The sequence below is a fragment of the Lewinella cohaerens DSM 23179 genome (assembly GCF_000379805.1).
In the GTDB taxonomy this organism is placed as follows: Bacteria; Bacteroidota; Bacteroidia; order Chitinophagales; family Saprospiraceae; genus Lewinella; species Lewinella cohaerens.
In genome coordinates this window covers 66,310-85,042 of sequence record NZ_KB903550.1, presented here as the reverse complement: position 1 = coordinate 85,042, position 18,733 = coordinate 66,310, and the positions used below count along the sequence as shown (strand labels likewise).

Below are 18,733 nucleotides of genomic sequence, written 5' to 3'. Positions count from 1 at the left end.
TCGGTTACCGATAAAGTCCACTCCCCTCCAAGTATTCATAAACAGCATCAGGCACTAGGTACTGTACCGACAATCCCTCGCGCAAACAACGGCGGATGTAAGATGCCGAAATCTGCATCAATGGAGCTTCCCATATTTTAATACTGGGATGATCGGCCAGCTCGCCCAGGTCATACTGGGGGCGTTGGTAAACGTAAATTTGGTAGTCGCGCAGCAGAATTTCATAGTTTTTCCACTTGTGCAAAGTCCCCAGGTTGTCGCCGCCCATGATGAGGGCAAACTCGCGGTCAGGGTATTTCTCTCGAAGATAAACGAGGGTGTCAACGGTATAAGACGGTTGTGGCAGGGAGAACTCCACATCGGAAGCTCGGAGGTTGGTGTTTTCGCCGATGGCTAGTCGCACAAGGTGTAGTCTGTCGTGATCCCGTGCCAGGCTTTTTTTATTTTTCAGGGGATTTTGCGGGCTGACAATCATCCAAACCTCATCGAGATCAGTTTGGGTCGCCATAAAGTTGGCAATCACCATGTGCCCGGTGTGTACCGGGTTGAAAGAACCAAAGAAGAGACCAGTTTTGCGCATAAGATCAGTTTTCAACAGCGGGCTTTTCTTCCGTAGAAATGACTTCCTCTGAGGTGCTTGTTTCTCCGTCTTGTGGTTGATGATCTATTAGCCAGCCTTTATCACTTTGGCGAAGTAAATATTGCTCTGGATAAACTTCAAAGCCATCGTCAATCATGACTTCGCAACGTATTATTGAATCGCCACTTAGCGGCTGGCAAAGAATTTGGTTAATCACCACGGACGAGGTGTCCGGCAATGCTTCCGGGTCGGTCATAATGGCTCTCAGTGCCTCTACATAAGCTACGCCGGCAGGGGTGCAAAATGCTGCAGCACCATCAAAATCACTTTGATGCAACTTATTAATGTATGCTGTAACGACCTCTTCCGGCTTCGGAGAAGCATTATTCGCGCAAGCACCCGCTAATAGAAGCAGGGAACTACCATAAATAAATAAACGGAGCATTAGCATTAGTTACTCAGCATCACAGGCATGACGAGCATCAGAATTTCTTCTCCTTCTGTTTCCTCTGTTGGTAGCAGAATTCCGGCGCGTGTCGCCGAGCTCATTTCAATTTTAACCTCATCAGACTCAAGGATTCCCAACATTTCTACCAGAAAGCGAGCATTGAACCCTATTGTCATCGGATCGCCGTCGTAGGTACAAGTGAGCTGTTCTGTCGCTTCGTTAGAGAAATCAAGGTCTTGAGCAGAAACCGTCAGGCTACCGTCGCTGATACTGAGGATCACCTGATTGGTGGTCTTGTTAGCGTAAATTGCAATCCGTTTCAGGGAGTTTTGAAAATCCGTTCGCGACACACTCAACACATTTGGATTGTCCACCGGAATAACAGCGTTGTAATCGGGGTATCGTGCATCAATCAAGCGGCACACCATGCTGGTGTTTGCGAAGCTAAAGAACGCATTGGCTTTATTGAAAGATAAAGTCACCTCTTCTCCGTCAGGGAGGGCTCCTTTGAGCAAGTTGAGGGCTTTTTTAGGTACAATAAAGGTGGTAGATACTTCGCTAACAACATCGCTGAAAGCATATTTCACTAATTTGTGAGCATCTGTGGCTACCAAAATTACTTTATTAAAATCTACCTGGAAATACACTCCTGTCATCGCAGGGCGCAATTCATCTGAACTGGTGGCAAAAAGGGTGTTATTGATCCCTTGTAATAAAGAACGAGAAGGTACAGTTACCGTGTCTACAGTATCGGCTTCCGGAATATTAGGAAAATCCTCGCCATTCTCACCAGCTAGCTTGTACTTACCATAAGCCGAGGTGATTTCAATACCAAAATTATCGTCATTTACCGTAAAGGTAATTGGCTGTTGAGGCAGTGCTTTGAGGGTTTCCAACAAGATTTTTGCAGGAACAGCTACCATACCATCTTTATCGGCCATTACTTCAATTGAGGTAATGATGGAAGTCTCCAAATCCGTCGCGGTGATCGACAATTGGTTGTTCTCTATCCGGAAGAGAAAATCTTCGAGAATAGGGAGTACCGGATTGGAACTGATAGCTCCACCTGCTACTTGCAGGCGCTTGAGTAAATCGTTAGAGGATACACTAAACTTCATAGATAAATGTAATGGTGAGTCGAATAGCAAAAATACAATTAAATGAGCGATAAAGCAGACTAAGATGTTAACAATATGTGGATAAGTATGTTTTTATAGCTTTGCATTTTACTACAGGGCAGTTTTTGCTCTAAATTCATCAGTGAAATTTTATGCCAGCACCCCCGCCGATCTTTCCGGTCTCCCATATTGAGTTGCCCGATTTTGAGCAGCACTTACTAGCCAATGGCTTGCCGTGCTATCATATCAATCGGGGCACTCAGGATTTGGTCCGCATTGAATTCATCTGTTGGGGTGGCCGCCCCTACGAGAAGCACCCTTTGGTGGCCCGTACGACTGCCGCGTTGCTCAAGGAAGGTACCCGTAGGCATACAGGTAGTGCTATTGCAGAGCAGTTCGACTATTATGGTGCTCACCTGAGTGTTCCCTTTCAAATGGACACCGGCAATTTGGCCATGCACTGCCTGAACAAGCAGCTACCGGAGATATTGCCATTTTTTATTGAAATACTGTGTGAACCTGCTTTGCGGCAGACAGATTTGCAAGCTTACCTCAAGCGCAAGCAGCAGAGCCTTAAAGAAGATTTGAGTAAAGCAGAGGTTGTTGCTTATCGCAATATTACCGAGCACTTTTTCGGAGCAGATCACCCTTACGGGTATAACTCTTCTCCAGAGGCTTACGCTGACCTACAACAGGAGTGGCTGGTTGAGCACCACTATCGATGCTTTCATGCCGGAAATGGCTTTGCGATTGTCAGCGGTCGGTTTGACGAGGCTACTAGCAGCTACATTCACGGTGAGCTGGCGCGTATCCCTAATCGCGCAGCTGTTCCCATTAATACATTGACCATTGCCGAGCAAACACCGGGCAAAATAGTCATCCCGCATGTACAGGGAGGGCAAGCAGCTATTCGTATTGGTCGACGCCTTTTCTCTCGTACTCATCCCGATGCTAATGGTTGCTATGTTTTGGCTAATCTTTTGGGTGGCTATTTTGGTAGCCGCTTGATGGAAAACATTCGGGAAGATAAAGGTTATACTTATAATATTTCCGCTGGTTATGACAGTTTTCGCTGGGGCGGAACTTTCCAGATTGATACCGAGGTAAGCCCTGAATACGTACAAGAAACCCTTCAGGAAATTCGGCACGAAATAGCTCGTCTACGAGACGAATTGATCGAAGAAGAGGAGCTTCAAATGCTGCGAAATTACCTTATGGGTTCTTTCCTCACTATGGTCGATGGGCCTTTCAATTGGGCAGAAACCGTACGTACGCTGCTCACCGAGCAACTCGGAAAAACGGACCTTGCAGCTCTGATAAGAACGGTACAGGATATTAGCCCTGAAGAAATTCAGCGCCTAGCTCAACGCTATCTTCAAGATGAAGACCTATGGACCGTTGTTGTTGGGCCTTAGTTTGCTAATAAAACGGCTACTTTAGGTGAAAAAACACCTATTTTTTGCTTTGCTTTGCAGAAAGTGTAAATTAAGCGTAGAAAATAGCCGAGGCTATACACTATTTTATGTAATTTCAACTTTTTAAAGCGGTGAAGTACATCATTCATCCCTCTTATTGAAACTAAGGAGAATAAACAATTAATGAAGCTATTTAGCTTATTCAAGCAAGAACTGGCCATTGACTTGGGAACGGCCAATACATTAATCATCCAAGACGGAGAAGTTGTTGTCGACGAACCATCTATCGTTGCTTACAACCGACGCTCAGAAGAGACTATCGCTGTTGGCCGTAAGGCTATGCAGATGCACGAGAAAACACACGAAGAAATAAGAACTATTCGCCCTTTGAAAGATGGTGTTATTGCCGATTTTAAAGCTGCGGAAAATATGATCGAAGGGATGATACGGATGATCGGCCGTAAACGCCGGTTTTTTACGCATCTCAAAATGGTTATCTGTATTCCTTCAGGGATTACCGAAGTGGAAAAACGTGCCGTATTCGATTCTGCCGACCACGTCGACTCTAAAGAGACTTACCTCATTTACGAACCAATGGCTGCTGCCCTTGGTATCGGGCTCGATGTAGAAGAGCCTATTGGAAATATGATCATCGATATAGGTGGAGGTACAACTGAGATTGCAGTTATCGCACTCTCGGGTATTGTTACCGACCAATCTATCCGCACTGCGGGGGATGAGCTTACGACCGACATCATGAATTACATGAAGCGGCAGCACAACATTCTGATTGGAGAACGTACGGCTGAGCAAATTAAAATCCACGTAGGTTCCGCATTACCTGTTTTGGAGACACCACCGGACGATTTTGCTGTAAACGGACGAGATTTGATGACTGGTATTCCCAAGCAAATCCTCGTTACCTATCAGGAGATTGCCCACGCAATTGACGAATCAATCACAGCGATTGAAGAAGCCGTATTGCGGGCACTGGAGGCGACACCACCGGAATTGGCAAGTGACATTTACCGTACTGGCCTTTACCTTACGGGTGGTGGTGCTTTGCTCAGAGGGCTTGACAAAAGAATTAGTTCTAAAACCAAGCTCCCGGTACACGTTGCCGAAGACCCACTAAGAGCCGTTGTTCGTGGCACCAGTGCGGCATTGGCAGACACGGATCGCTATCGGCCGATCTTGATTCCTCGGGGTAGCGTTTAAGAAACAGCACAATACTAAATACCATTAGCAGGGTCTGAAATTAATCAGGTATGAGTAGTTTACTCCAACTCTTTACGCGTCAAGGAGCATTCTTTCTGTTTGCTGCGCTGGAAGTGGTATGCCTCTACCTTATTATTACCTACAATACTCCGCAGCAGGAAGTTGCCGCTTCTACCTGGAAGATGTATTCTGGTGAATTTATGAACCGGGCGAGCAAAGCCCAGGATTATTTCCACCTTCAACAGCTCAATGATCAATTGCGGGAAGAGAATGCCAACCTCTTATCCAAGCTACCCAATGCCTTTTATATAGAAGCATTAAGCAATGATACCATTCAGGATGATTCCCTCCGGCAGCGGTACAATTATATCGCTGGTGAGATCATCAATAAATCTGCGCCTAGTGCTAATATCACTTATGTCGTAAACAGAGGCCATATCCATGGTGTCGAACCTCACCTGGGGGTTATCAATGGAGAGGGAGTGGTTGGTATTGTTACCCAGGTTGCTCAACGACATTGCCGGGTAATGAGTATTACACACCATAGTGTACGTATCAGTGCAGGACTTCGCAACAAAGACTTTTTTGGAACCTTGCGTTGGAACGGCGGAGATACCCGAAAAGCAAAGCTCTACGCTATCCCGGAATATGCTGATGTCATCATTGGGGACACAATTGAAACAACTGGTTATTCCAATATTTTTCCTACAGGTGTTCCTATCGGCAGTGTACTAAGCAAAGAAATTAATGAGGGGGACAATACGCTAGAGCTGGAGGTTGAACTATTCAACAACCTTTATGGCGTGAAGGATGCTTATATCGTCCGTGACTTGATGAAAGACGATTTGAATCAACTCGACAACCAGGAATAAATGAATAAAGCAATCACCAATAGCATCATTCGTTTTTTTCTCCTATGGGTCGTCCAGGTCTTTGTTTTAAGGCAGGTCATTTGGGGCTGGGACGGTATTGTCTACTTACAGGTCTTCTTGTACCCTCTCTTTATCCTGTTACTTCCTTTGAATACCCCTCGTAGCCTTACTGTTTTCCTTGGATTTGTTTTGGGTTTGGCCATCGACTGGCTTTACGAAAGCCCCGGCTTGCATGCTGGCGCTTTGGTTTTCACCGCTTATATGCGAGCTGTTGTTCTGGGTATTCTTACCCCTAGAGAAGGGTACAGCATCAAGGATTCCCCTACTAAGAAGTCTCTTGGGCAAACTTGGTTTTTTCAATATGCTGCTACGCTTATTCTAATTCATTTATTTGTCTACTTTTCCTTAGAAGCATTTACTTTTGTATATTTCAAATCTATCCTACTGAAGGTATTGTTTAGTTGGTTAGCCTCTATGTTTTTCTTACTGGCAAGCATCTACGCTATCAATCCTGAAGCATAATTTTATAAACCTGGTACTGTGGCCGTTGATCATCACAAAAACCGTGGAAGCATAATACAGGTTTTCTTTATCATCATCATACTGGTGATAATCGGGCAATTGCTCAATTTACAAGTGCTCAATAAGAATTTCCGTAACCGGGCAGAGGCCGCGGGCTCAAGCAAGCAACTGGAATATCCCTCCAGAGGCTTAATTTTCGACCGCAACGGACAACTATTGGTCGTTAATAAACCTATTTACGACCTGATGTTTATCTACAATCAGTTCGAAGATTACAAAACGACCTTTGACACCACCAAGCTTTGCCAATTATTGGGGGTCACCAAAGATTATTTTATAGCAGCTTTGGATAAAAACTGGCGTGACCCTCGCTACTCCAAAGCTAAAATGGAGCCCTTTCTTACTCGTATTTCACAGGAACAATACGCTACCTTACAAGAAAGCCTGTATCAATTTCCCGGCTTTTTTATCCAGGAACGCAATGCTAGGGCATACCCTCACCATAGTAGTGCCCACCTTCTGGGATACATCGGAGAAGTTAGTCCCAGTGTACTGGAAGACTCTACCGACATCTACAATAGGGGTGACTATATGGGGATTACCGGGTTGGAAAAGGAATATGAATATTACCTGCGTGGTACCAAGGGGATTCGCAGGGTAGAAAAAGACATCTACGGCCGGATCATCGGCAGCGTGAAAGATGGTGAGCTTGATGTTAGCCCCCAGGCCGGCGATGATTTGTTTTCCACGATTGACCTCAATCTTCAGACTTATGGAGAAGAGTTGATGAAAAACAAAATCGGTAGTATTGTGGCCATTGAACCTGCTACCGGAGAAATTCTCGCCATGATCAGCACGCCTACTTATGACCCTACACTGTTGGCAATTGGAACTGGGCGTGGCAAGCATTATGCGGAATTACTAAACGATTCTTTACAGCCTTTTTTCAACCGTAGCATCCAGGCACAGTATCCTCCGGGTTCCTTGTTTAAACCTATTGTTGCCTTGATTGCTATGCAGAATGGTACCCTTGTGCCAGATCGCGGAATCGGTTGCCAAGGTGCCTACTACCTCAATGGGATGCGCCTGACGGGGTGCCATAACCACCCTTACTGCAAAGATGTTGCAACCGCTATTCAGCATTCCTGCAACGCCTACTTTGTGACGGCCTTTCGAGAAGTTATCGACCGATTCCCTAAAGAAAATACGCCACGCGAAGGATTGACCGATTTCAATAATTATTTGGAAAACTTTGGCATGGGGCAACAACTGGGGCTAGACTTCCCCGGTGAGCAAGGCGGCAATGTGCCTTCCTCTGCCTTCTTTGACAAGGTATACGCCAATGAAACAGGGTGGAAGTCTATCTGGCTTCGGTCACTGGGTATTGGTCAAGGTGAATTACTAACAACCAACCTACAACTGGCTAACCTTGCGGCAGCTATCGCCAATCATGGTCACTTCATTACCCCCCACCTTACTCGGGCGCTAAGAGATTCAGAAGGCAACCCAATCACCTCTCCTTTGAGTTTACAAAGGCGGGAAACGGGTATTGATGCCAAGCATTTCCCTCCGGTGATTGATGGTATGGAAATGGTAGTACAAGCAGGTACTGCTCGCATTGCCTACATTCCAGACATTCCTATTTGCGGAAAAACAGGTACTGCAGAAAATTCGCAGCGGGGTGGTAAAGACCATTCCATCTTTTTTGCTTTTGCACCAAAAGAAAACCCCAAAATTGCCATCGCTGTTTACATTGAAAACGGTGGATGGGGCGGAAGCTACGCAGCACCGATTGTAAGCCTGATGATTGAAAAATACCTACGTGGTGAAATTACGCCCAACCGGCAGTGGCTGGAAGATCGTATGAAGACTGCTGACCTCATTGGTCGCCAACCATAAATTTATTTCTATGATTGTATCAGCTATTGTAGCAGCTGCACAGAATAACGTAATTGGTGATGGAAATGATATTCCCTGGCGGATATCTTCCGACCTCAAGTATTTTAAACGGACGACCCTCGACCATCATGTCATTATGGGCAGAAAAACCTTTGCTAGCATGGGGCGCCCATTACCAAAGCGCACCAATGTTGTCCTCACTCGTGACCTCATGTTTACGGCTACGGGTATTCTGGTGGCACATTCTATAGAAGAAGCACTTACCATTGCTTACGATAATGATGAAACAGAAGTTTTCATCATCGGCGGTGGCGAAATTTACAAGCAAAGTATGCACTATGTCGACAAAGTGTATCTGACCCGCGTATCCGCTGCCCCCGAAGGAGAAGTCGTTTTCCCTGATTTGCCCGAAGCGGAATGGGAACTGATCAGCAGTGAACCCCACCAGGCTGGTGAGCGTGATGAACATGATTTCGTCTTTGAAGTTTATACCAGAAGAAAAAACTAGGTTTATGAAAAAATCATTCCTTCCTTTATTTATCCTTGGCTTAGTCGTATTAACGCTTGCCTGCGAGTCAACTCCGGCAAACACAGAAACTACCGAAGCCCCCTCTACAACTTCTTTGACAGCATACTTTGACAATAGCGGGCGCGACGACGTCATTAGTGGTGGCATTAAACTGATTCCGATCACTACGGCCAGCGGGACCTTTAATGTCTGGACCAAGCGTACAGGCAACAACCCGACTATTAAAGTACTCCTCCTTCACGGTGGACCTGGCGGCACTCACGAAGAGTGGCTAGCTTGTGATAGCTATTTCCCTGGCGAAGCCATTGAGTATTATTATTACGACCAACTAGGCTCCTACTACAGCGACCAACCCGAAGACAGCACGCTCTGGCGTACGGAACGCTTCGTAGAGGAAGTAGAACAAGTACGAAAAGCCCTAGGCTTAGGCCCCGACAATTTTTACCTTATGGGACAATCCTGGGGAGGTATCCTTGGGATGGAATACGCGCTGAAGTACCAGCAAAATATGAAAGGGCTCATTATCTCCAATATGATGGCCAGCTGTCCGGAATATGGTGCCTACGCCATGGAAGTGCTAGGGCCAGCAATGGACCCTGCGCTATTTGAAGAAATAAAAGCCTTTGAAAATGCCGAGGACTTTGGTAACCCTCGCTATATGGACATCCTGATTAATCACCATTACACAGAGCACGTCATCCGCTTTCCTGTGGCAGAATGGCCAGACCCTGTCAATCGTCTTTTTGCCCATATCAACCCCGCTGTATATGTACCGATGCAAGGGCCTAGCGAGTTTGGTATCCGAGGTTTACTCGCTGATTGGGACGTAAAGGATCGACTCAAAGAAATCACTATTCCTACCTTGGTTATCGGAGCCGCCCATGACACGATGGACCCTAAGCACATGGAATGGATGGCTGGAGAAGTGAAAAACGGCCGCTACCTGCACTGCCCCAACGGTAGTCATCTCGCGCAATACGATGATCCAGAGCACTACTTTCCCGGTGTAATCCAGTTTTTAAAAGATGTAGATAACGAAACATTCTAAGCCAGGTATTAGACAACTTCCATTGCTTCCCCTGGCTATTCCCCTTACCTTGCGGGCGATATTAACAATCTTTAGTTACTGAATTATCATGGATCAACATTTCTGGGAAGGCGTTTATACTGCTATTGTTACTCCTTTTGACAAAGACGAAGAGGTCGATTACGAAGGGTTTCGGAAATTGATCCGAGAACAGATCGCTGCGGGGGTAAAGGGAATTGTCGTTGTGGGTACAACCGGAGAATCGCCTACCCTCAATATTCATGAGCACCTCAAAGTAGTAGAGGTCGCTGTTGATGAAGTTGCAGGACGCGTTCAAATAATTGCAGGTACGGGCTCCAATGATACCCGATCAGCACTCAATACGACAGCAAGCGCCCACAAACTGGGTGTTGATGGTTTTCTGCAAGTGGGGCCTTACTACAACAAACCCAGCCAAGAAGGCCTTTTTCAACACTTTTCGCGGATTGCCGATAGCACAGACAAGCCGATTATGCTGTATTCCATTCCAGGCCGGAGTGGGATTGCTATTGACACCCCTACCGTAGCCCGCTTAAGAGCTCGCTTTGACCATGTCAACTGTATTAAAGAAGCTGGTGGTTCATGTGACAAAGTATCGGAATTGGTTCAGGAACTGGGAGATAGCGTTACCGTTCTTTCCGGTGATGATGCCCTCACGTTGCCTTTTATGTCCGTTGGTGCTAAAGGAGTTGTTAGCGTCACCTCTAACCTCATGCCTGTTGGTATGGTAAAGATGGTAGAGGCGGCTTTGGCTAATGATTTTGCGACAGCACAAACCTACCACAAAAGGTTTTTCCCATTGTTTGCCCAAATGCTTTCGCTAGAGCCCAACCCTGTTTGTATCAAATACGCGTTGCAAAAAGCAGGTAAGATTGAAACCGCACAGGTTCGATTGCCATTGACCTATCCTACTTTAGAGAATCAGGGTAAACTGGATTTACTTCTGCAAGATTTTTGATCATGAAAGTATTTTTAAACGGAGCACAGGGTCGTATGGGAAAAGCGATCTCAGCCATTGCGCCCAACGAAAAAGCAGTTATCCAAATAGCTGCTACCCGTGAACAGCCACAGTTGGAAACCATCGACACTTGTGACGTCGTCCTTGACTTTAGCACCCATGAAGCTACTTTAGCGATTGTCGCAGCTGCAGCCAAAGCAGGAAAACCAATCATTATCGGTACTACCGGGCACACCGAAGAAGAAAAAGCTGCCATTTTAGAATACCAAACCCAGATTCCTATAGTTTGGGCGGGGAACTACGCTGTGGGCGTGAATTTGCTGTTTTACCTTACGGAAAAAGTAGCCGCCACCCTCACCAATGATTTCCATCCAGAAGTGGTGGAGATGCACCATTGCATGAAAAAAGATGCGCCTAGTGGCACCGCAGAGAACCTCGTGGAAGCCATCCTCCGCGGCCGAGAATGGTCGGCAGATAAAGTAAGAAATGGCCGCTCCGGCATCACTGGCGAACGGCCCGACGAAGAAATCGGCGTCCATTCCCTACGCGGCGGAGAAGTCGTTGGAGAACATGCCGTTATTTTTGCGGGCCCTGGCGAACGCCTGGAGTTAAAGCACCAAGCCAGTGACCGACGGATATTTGCCCAAGGTGCAATCGTAGCTGCTCGCTGGGCATTGAAGCAAGCTGCTGGACTTTACAATATGCAAGATGTATTGGGGCTGAAATAGTAAGAGCAATCAAATTTATGAACCCTACCCAGCGCCAACGCGGTAAACACCCCAATGATGACAAGCTCTTTGGTGCAAAATGGCCACCAATTTTCAAAGAAGCTCTTGATGATCATTCCTTTTTATTGGAGCGTGGTTACGGCACAACCTCCAGCCTTGAGATTGTGGGTAATCGCTACCGCTTAAATAAACGGCAGCGGCAAGCCTTACGGAGAATGAGTGTAGCCCCCTCGGATGTAGAACAGCGGCAAGCCAAAGCTTGCAGCCTGCCAGCCATGAAAGGAGAAACCGTTGCTGTTGATGGTTTTAACTTGCTTATTCTACTAGAGAATGTCTTTTCCGGCGCCTACATTTTTTATTCTCTTGACGGCTGCTTTCGTGATATTTCAAGTGTACACGGTAGTTATAAACACATCAAACAAACGGGAGAAGCAATAAAACTGATTGGGGACGTTTTCCAAACATTGGAGGTTGCTCACGTAAAATGGTTTTTAGATCAGCCCATTTCAAACAGCGGCCGCTTGCGCGCTTTTCTTGAAGAAATAAGTACTCAAAATAATTTTCCTTGGGAAGTAGAACTCTGTTTTGATCCAGATAAAGTACTCGCAGTAAGCCCACACATCGTTGTAAGTGCCGATGGTTGGGTCATCGACCAAGCCGAGCGCTGGTTTAATATGGGTGCTTATCTTGTGGAGCATTATTTACCGGATGCAAATATTTTTCGGGTTTAAAAAAATCAACTATGTCTTTAGTCGTAACTGAAATCCGCGGCCACTTGCTGCTCATCAAACTCAATCGTCCCGAGAAGATGAATGCCTTCAACCGGCAGATGCTCCGAGAGTTAGCCGAAGCTTATACCCAAATGGAAGATGATCCTGAAATTTGGTGCGGGCTTGTTTACGCCGAAGGTGAGCACTTTACCTCTGGCCTTGATTTGGGAGATGTAGGCCCTGCCGTTATGAAAGGAGGCGATTTATTTGGTGAGCACCTTGTCGATCCTGCTCAAACAGGAGGGCGCTTGCGCACAAAACCACTGGTGTTTGCTGTCAAAGGCTACTGCCTCACGATTGGTATCGAAACTTTGCTTGCCGCAGATATTGCTGTTGCCGCTGAGAATACCCGTTTTGGCCAAATAGAAATCAAACGCGGCTTTATTCCTTTTGGCGGGGCTACAGTACGGATGGTACAACGCTGTGGTTATGGTAATGCCATGCGTTACCTCCTCACCGGTGATTTATTTTCGGCCAGGGAAGCCCTGCGAATTGGTATGATTCAGGAAATGACAACAGAAGATCCTTTTGATCGGGCGCTCTCCATTGCGGAAACGATCGCCAGCCAAGCACCACTAGCGGTACAGGCTACTATTGCGAGCGTACGTGAATCCATTGTCGATGGAGAGAAAAAAGCTATGGCAAACCTGCTCCCTGTAGCCCGTAAACTCATGCAAACAGAAGATGCAGCGGAGGGATTGAACTCTTTCTTAGAACGGCGGGAAGCGCAGTTTAAAGGAAAGTAACTTAAACAGCCGCAGCCACCAATTCACGTTCTACGTAGTACATATCCAGCAAGCCTTTATTTTTGGCTTGCACCTTACCTCTGTGGGTACACTCAAAATTGTATTTGATTAGACCATAGGTGGTTTCTGAAATATTTACTTTCCCGGCTTCGCTGTTGGCTTCTACTCGGGCGGCAGTGTTTACAGTATCGCCCCAAATATCGTAGGCGAATTTTTTCACACCAACAACTCCAGCAACTACAGGGCCGGTATGAATGCCGATCCGCGCTTCGAAATAGGGCTTGCCCATACGGATACGTTCCTGTTTCTGTTCATCGAGAAACTCTTGCATCTCCAGTGCGGCTTTCACCATACTGTTGGGCATCGCTTTACGGTCATTCAAGCCACTAGCGCACATGTACGCATCACCGATGGTCTTGATTTTCTCAATATCGTCGTACTGGCCAATAATGAAGTCAAAACCTTTGAAGCACTTATCTAATTCTTGTACAAGCTCTTCCGGAGTAAGCTTTTCGGCGATACCGGTAAAGTTGATAAAATCAGAAAAGAAGACCGTTGCTTCTTTGTATTGCCGTGCCTGGGCTTTGCCCTTGGTTTTTAATTCCTCTGCAATCGGTGCTGGAAGAATATTGAGCAGAAGCTCATCCGAACGCTCGCGTTCTTCCTCGATCTGCTGATTTTTTTCTTCTAATGATTTTGCGGTACGCTTTTTTGCGGCAAATCGGCTGTAAAGTAAAAGCGCCAAGAGTAAGAGAATACCCGCAATACCTGCAGCAGCAAAGAGATAAATCTCTTGGGTTTTAGCTTTGAGTTCTGCACCAATTTTAGCGTTTTCTGCTTTTTCAGCGATCAATTGTTCCTTTGCAACTTCTTCACTCAGTGCATTTACCTCTCGGGTTCGCTGCTTCGCTTCTCTTTCTGCCCTTTCTTTCTGCTCGGAAACACTCGCTAACTCCTCTTCTTTACTCTGAATCTCTTCTGTCTTCGCTTTATTAGCTTCACTAAGCTGGCTGGTACGCTGTTCTAACACCGTTTTATCCGTACTCAGCTGATCGGTTTCCATGCGTAGGTTACGCACCTGGAACTCCAACTGGTCTTTCTCTTGGGCAAGGTTTTTTTTGTCTCTATCGATTTGGCGTCGGAGGGTTTCAAACTTGGCTTCGAGATCACTAATGCTATTACCATTTTGACTAAAATAAGTAAACGCTTCTTGATTGATTTCGTAGGCCCGGCGGTAATTACGGTCTTTCACTGCAAGACTAGACCGCTTTTCTACCGAGCTCATAATCAAGTCCGAATCGCCTGCACGCTTAGCGTGGTTAAGGGTGGTACGTAGCCATACTTCGGTATTGCGATCATCACGCTGACGCTCAAAAGCTTTGGCTACCAGGAACGCTGCCCGTGCTGCCATACCATTGTTGTTTTGATCATTGGCCGCGTTGTAGGCTTGCTTGCCGATATCTTCGGCCTCTTCCGCATCGACGCGCAAGTAAGCCTCTGCCAATTCGTAGCGCAGGATCATCCGTTCGTGGGCATTTTCTGCTTCCCCGAGCGCTTCTTTTATTTCATCAATTTCATTGTTCTGACTCCAGGCGAGCGTACTCATGCTGAGGGTCAAAACCAGTAACAAAAAATATTTCATTATCCGCTTCAGAAGTTGTTAGGGGGCACATTACAGCCCAAATACTTAGTCTTAAACCGGTATTACACCGAATTCAAAGATAAGCGTAAAATTCGATAGCACAGCAGGATCAACCCGTTCATTACTGAAGATGGGCATGATCTCTTACTGTACTTCTTGTGGATAGGGATGACTTTGTACTAATAACGGGCGAATTGCAAAAAAGATACAGCAACCATTTTCTTTTATGCTTGTTGAGGCTTTTGAATCATTTATCTGGCCGCTTATGTCTGTCTCTTCCGAAGTTGTAACAATGAGTTTGCTGCGTTATGAAAGTTTAGCCTCGCGCTGGTGGGCTTTTTCGCAGATGGGTATTGGAGGCTGGTACCTGAAAGATATTCCGGGTCTGAAGCTGCTCAAGCTTCTAGGCAGTGGTGCTGGCAATGGTTTCAGTATTCGCCCCAACTTTGGTGTTTACGGGGTACTTGCCATTTGGGAAGACGAAAAGGCCGCACAAACTTTCTTTACCCAACACCCCTGGTGGCTGCGTGCCTTGAAAAAATCTACAGAGCGCTGTACGTTTTATCTAAAACCCGCCGTAGTGCATGGCGAATGGGGTGGGCAGCAGCCTTTTACCATCACTACCGACTATGATATCAAAGCGCCAGTGGCCGTCATCACCAGAGCGACGATCAAAACACGGCACTTGATCGGTTTTTGGCGCTATGTGCCGAGTGTGAGTGCCCACGTCAAGGGGCGTCCCGGTCAGCAATTAAGTATCGGCGTGGGCGAGTGGCCGCTGTTTATGCAGGCAACGTTCAGCATTTGGGAAAGCTCGCAGGCGATGATGGACTATGCCTACCAAAACCCCTTCCATAAAGAAGTGATCCAGAAAACCCGCGAATTAGGTTGGTATAAAGAGGAGTTGTTTGCTCGTTTTTTGCCGTATAAGATGGAGGGGGCTTGGGGGAAATTTGGACCACTAAAGGCACCAAGGGGGTTTTGAACTATAAGGGGGATTGTACTTTTCATCTAGCTCCACATGATAATATGTCTATGAAAAAATTGGAGAAAATACTCCCTTGATTTTCTTTACTTAGGGATCGGCGAATACTAGTGTTTCAGTGCCCATTAGGCCTAGCGATGTGCAGTAGCTGCCCCCGCAGGGGCAGGCCCGTGAGGGCTGAACGAATAGTGAACTACGTAACGTAGCGCCCGAAGGGAGGCTCCGAAAAATTTTCCTAAAATAAGAAATTTGCTTTTTAAGAAAAGTTCTTCTTTTGCCTTTGCAGGAACAAATCCTGGTTTATCAGTAAAGCCAGGTTGATAAAGAAGAAAGAGCCTACTTTGTCGGTTTCTATCAAATCATTGATCAAGAGGAAGGCTGTGATGACGGTCATCGACAATAAAGCCGTCAGGGCGATACTTTGCCGTTCGGGATATGCGGCTAATGCGTGGTAGAGCTTTTCGGCACGAAGAAAGAAGGCCACCAATAATGCGAGAAAGATCAGTAGGCCGGGCAAGCCCTGCTCTACCAGGGTCATAAAAAAGTAGCTATGGATACCTGATTGCTCGGGGTTGTCGCTGACGTAGGTCTGGAAACTGGTGACTGCGAAGGGTTTGTAGAAATTGATAAAATTACCAGGCCCCCAGCCCAAAAGGGGCCGTTCTGGTGCCATGTGGCCAGCTGCTACCCAACGATAGACCCGCTCCATGGTTGAAATGTCTTCCATCTTATAGGTGGCCTCAATCAGGTTGTCAAAGCGCTCGTGGGAAATGGTACGGTCGTAATTGGGGGCGAAATCGAGGTAGGTGTTGTCTTGAACGATATACACGACACCAACCAAGGCGGCGATACCTGCGCCAATGAGTGCATACTTCATCAGGCGCCAGCGGACGATAAAGTAGGTGCCTCCGGCAATGACCAGTGCAACGTAAGCAGCGCGCGTAAACGAAAGATAAATAGCCGCCAATACCAGCAAGCTTGACCCTGCAAGCACAACCCACTGCCAGCTCCATTGGCGATAGCGCATTAGCATCAAGACCATAAAGGGAAAGAAAAGGGTAAGCGCCGCAGCGTAGTTGACATGATTGCGCTGAAAAGGGTGCATGATACTGTGGATGCCCTGAAAAGAGAAGCCTAAGAGCGCGTGACGAACAACAATGATGGAAACCATCATGATGAATGGCCAGAAGAAAATCCAGAAGAATTTTCGGAAATCTGCATCATTTCTGAGCAAATAGGCACTGAGTAAGAAAAAGGTGACTACGTACCATAGCTTGGCCAATAGGAACTTGAGCGACACGATAAACAAGTCGGAAGTTATTGTAGTCGTAGCTAGCCAAGCCAAGTGCAACAGCAACAATAAGGTAAGCGGATGCCTGAGCAAATCGGTAGAGAGCTGCTTGAGGTTGCGGAGCATAAATAGGCCAAAGAGCAGCATGAGGCCTACAATCAGTGGTTCTGTTGGCAGGTCGGTGCCCAAGCCATTGGGGAGCTGAATTTCGGTAGAGATGGGAATGCAAGCAATGAGCAGCCAATAAAGTGGCTTGAAGTCGACAATGGCCAGATAGATCACCAACAATACTGCGGGAATGCCCGCCAGCACGTAATAACCACTAGCCGCAGCTACAAATACAGATAACAGCACCAATACCACAAAGCCCAGCACTATGCTATGGCCGGTGGGTAAATTGGCAATCTGTTGTCTGAATTTGGTATACATTACTTTTTATTGCGCAGAAAATAAAACACGATTTTCTTTAAGTTTTCCAAATAGTTAAAACTCTTGAAATGAAACGTTTATTCAACTATTGTGAAAAACAAAATCGGTTTTCATTTTCGTGCTGTTCTTGTATTGCGCAGAAAATAAAACACGATTTTCTTTAAGTTTTCCAAATAGTTGAAACACTTAAAATGAAGCGTTTATTCAACTATTATGAAAAACAACCACGTAGTAGACGCGGAGCGAAATCGGTTTCTATTTTCGTGCTGTTCCTTTTATTGCGCAGAAAATAAAACACGATTTTCTTGTGCTGCCTCTTACTCTCCTTGGTAAACTGCTTTCCAATCGACATCGCTGTATGCTTCGAAAAGGAGGATACCGATCAGGGTGAAAAGGAAGGTAACAAACACCGCTCCAAGGACGATCAGCGTACGGAAAGGCCGAGACTTGACCTGTGGCCGCGCAGCATCTTCTACTACGATCATGGCGGGAATATCGGAGCTATAGGTCGCTTGGTACTGCTTCAGCTTTTCTTTGTCTTCACTGAGGCTGGTATTTGCCTCCTGGTATTGGCGGGTATACAGTAATACTTGTGCCAAACCGTCATTGAACTGGTCGAGTTTGAGGTTTAACTTAGAAAATTCCTCTTCTAAACCTGCTGCTTTTATTTCGTAAACACTGATAGAATCACGGTATCGGCCGCCACGTTCCTGAAACGCCACTAATTTGGCGCGGGTACTATTGAGTTTATTTTCCGTTGTTGATGCTAATGCGGTAAGGCTTTCTGACTGCGCCTCTGTATTGTAAATACCGTAACGTTTGCGAAGTGATTGCAATGTATCACTGAGCACGCCTAGCTGTTCTTCTTTGCGCGTAACATTATTCAAAAACGTAGTAATCGCACGTTGCTGGGTCGACTTAATGAGCGATTGCCCCAGCTGATTGATCTTATCGCGAGCTGTCCGAGCTATTGTAGCGGCCAGTTCAGGGTCCTGATCCTCTATACTCAGTTGAATCGCGTCGCGCTTGGTTTTTGTGATATCATAAAGCCCCAGAAAATGGCGCCTTACGTAGAACTGCCCTTTGGGGCTATCCTCGTCGATATCGTAATGCTCATACAAGCGAAACGTATCCACCAAGTAGTCGATCAGTTCGTTCGACTCACTGATGGTCAGCATACGGTCGATATCGCTTTCATTGCCATATAGTTCTGGAGCGACCGCTCCCTCACCGAACAACAACTCTGGCGTAGCTTGGTCTGGGCTAGTGGCAAAGAAAACCGTATTTGCCTGGTAATAGACCGGCAGTAGCAATACGATAACAGCACTACCAATACCAGCAAGCAGGCAAGCAGTTACAATCACTTTTTTCCAACGAAAAAGCGTCCGGATAACGTCCACCAAATCGGTTTTCGGCGTTACCGGCAGGTTATTAGGAACCTTGTCTTTTTGAGCAGTCATAGGCAAAGACTTGCGATTTTTTTGCAAAAGTAGAAAAAGCCTTGGGCTTTGGTGCAT

18 protein-coding genes are annotated in these 18,733 nt (G+C 46.3%); 12 read left to right on the top strand and 6 right to left on the bottom strand.

Annotation, left to right across the window (positions count from 1 at the left end; all coding sequences use genetic code 11):
- Positions 1-4 precede the first annotated feature (4 nt).
- From nadD to dnaN, 3 genes are read right to left on the bottom strand one after another with little or no spacing between them, the layout of a single operon-like run.
- Positions 5-580, bottom strand: a complete 576-nt coding sequence (gene nadD, locus A3EU_RS0116925; RefSeq protein WP_020537379.1) for a nicotinate (nicotinamide) nucleotide adenylyltransferase — start codon at positions 578-580, stop codon at positions 5-7.
- 4 nt (positions 581-584) lie between these two features.
- A complete protein-coding gene (locus A3EU_RS0116920) occupies positions 585-1,025 on the bottom strand; it encodes a hypothetical protein (RefSeq protein ID WP_156825799.1) in 441 nt (146 codons plus the stop codon).
- A gap of 5 nt (positions 1,026-1,030) precedes the next feature.
- Positions 1,031-2,146 carry a DNA polymerase III subunit beta gene (gene dnaN, locus A3EU_RS0116915; protein ID WP_020537377.1) on the bottom strand — a complete coding sequence of 372 codons (1,116 nt, stop codon included), beginning with the start codon at positions 2,144-2,146 and terminating at the stop codon, positions 1,031-1,033.
- Positions 2,147-2,298: 152 nt separating this feature from the next.
- Here dnaN and A3EU_RS0116910 point away from each other — a divergent pair, with 152 nt between their 5' ends.
- The 11 genes from A3EU_RS0116910 to A3EU_RS0116855 all read left to right on the top strand — a co-directional run bounded on the left by A3EU_RS0116910 (position 2,299) and on the right by A3EU_RS0116855 (position 12,869).
- Entirely contained in the window at positions 2,299-3,561 is a 1,263-nt protein-coding gene (locus tag A3EU_RS0116910; RefSeq protein WP_020537376.1) for a M16 family metallopeptidase, read from the top strand.
- Between the two features lie 183 nt (positions 3,562-3,744).
- On the top strand, positions 3,745-4,779 hold the full coding sequence (locus tag A3EU_RS0116900) for a rod shape-determining protein (protein ID WP_020537374.1): 1,035 nt from the start codon (positions 3,745-3,747) through the stop codon (positions 4,777-4,779).
- 50 nt (positions 4,780-4,829) lie between these two features.
- Entirely contained in the window at positions 4,830-5,651 is an 822-nt protein-coding gene (gene mreC / locus A3EU_RS0116895; RefSeq protein WP_020537373.1) for a rod shape-determining protein MreC, read from the top strand.
- Entirely contained in the window at positions 5,652-6,173 is a 522-nt protein-coding gene (locus A3EU_RS0116890) for a hypothetical protein (RefSeq protein ID WP_020537372.1), read from the top strand.
- Positions 6,174-6,191: 18 nt separating this feature from the next.
- A complete protein-coding gene (gene mrdA / locus A3EU_RS0116885) occupies positions 6,192-8,072 on the top strand; it encodes a penicillin-binding protein 2 (protein WP_020537371.1) in 1,881 nt (626 codons plus the stop codon).
- A 10-nt stretch (positions 8,073-8,082) separates the two neighbouring features.
- Entirely contained in the window at positions 8,083-8,580 is a 498-nt protein-coding gene (locus A3EU_RS0116880) for a dihydrofolate reductase (protein WP_020537370.1), read from the top strand.
- A gap of 4 nt (positions 8,581-8,584) precedes the next feature.
- Positions 8,585-9,649, top strand: coding sequence for a proline iminopeptidase-family hydrolase (locus tag A3EU_RS0116875; RefSeq protein ID WP_020537369.1), 1,065 nt, complete (start codon positions 8,585-8,587; stop codon positions 9,647-9,649).
- Positions 9,650-9,737: 88 nt separating this feature from the next.
- Entirely contained in the window at positions 9,738-10,625 is an 888-nt protein-coding gene (gene dapA / locus A3EU_RS0116870) for a 4-hydroxy-tetrahydrodipicolinate synthase (protein WP_020537368.1), read from the top strand.
- Between the two features lie 2 nt (positions 10,626-10,627).
- Entirely contained in the window at positions 10,628-11,353 is a 726-nt protein-coding gene (gene dapB, locus A3EU_RS0116865; RefSeq protein ID WP_020537367.1) for a 4-hydroxy-tetrahydrodipicolinate reductase, read from the top strand.
- A gap of 17 nt (positions 11,354-11,370) precedes the next feature.
- Complete coding sequence (locus A3EU_RS0116860; protein ID WP_020537366.1) at positions 11,371-12,084, top strand: DUF434 domain-containing protein; 714 nt, start codon at positions 11,371-11,373, stop codon at positions 12,082-12,084.
- An 11-nt stretch (positions 12,085-12,095) separates the two neighbouring features.
- Positions 12,096-12,869 carry a crotonase/enoyl-CoA hydratase family protein gene (locus tag A3EU_RS0116855; RefSeq protein WP_020537365.1) on the top strand — a complete coding sequence of 258 codons (774 nt, stop codon included), beginning with the start codon at positions 12,096-12,098 and terminating at the stop codon, positions 12,867-12,869.
- A 1-nt stretch (position 12,870) separates the two neighbouring features.
- Here the strand turns inward: A3EU_RS0116855 and A3EU_RS32995 are convergent, their stop codons facing one another.
- Entirely contained in the window at positions 12,871-14,511 is a 1,641-nt protein-coding gene (locus A3EU_RS32995; protein ID WP_020537364.1) for an adenylate/guanylate cyclase domain-containing protein, read from the bottom strand.
- A 265-nt stretch (positions 14,512-14,776) separates the two neighbouring features.
- Between A3EU_RS32995 and A3EU_RS0116845 the strand changes: the two genes are divergently transcribed.
- The gene (locus tag A3EU_RS0116845) at positions 14,777-15,496 is read left to right on the top strand and encodes a hypothetical protein (RefSeq protein WP_044086134.1); all 720 of its coding nucleotides are present in this window, start codon (positions 14,777-14,779) and stop codon (positions 15,494-15,496) included.
- Positions 15,497-15,752: 256 nt separating this feature from the next.
- Here A3EU_RS0116845 and A3EU_RS0116840 read toward each other — a convergent pair whose 3' ends face one another.
- Together A3EU_RS0116840 and A3EU_RS0116835 are read right to left on the bottom strand one after the other, a co-directional pair.
- Positions 15,753-17,216, bottom strand: coding sequence for an O-antigen ligase family protein (locus A3EU_RS0116840; protein ID WP_020537362.1), 1,464 nt, complete (start codon positions 17,214-17,216; stop codon positions 15,753-15,755).
- A 317-nt stretch (positions 17,217-17,533) separates the two neighbouring features.
- Positions 17,534-18,676: a Wzz/FepE/Etk N-terminal domain-containing protein gene (locus tag A3EU_RS0116835; protein ID WP_169433366.1), complete on the bottom strand. Its 1,143-nt coding sequence runs from the start codon at positions 18,674-18,676 to the stop codon at positions 17,534-17,536.
- Positions 18,677-18,733: the final 57 nt, after the last annotated feature.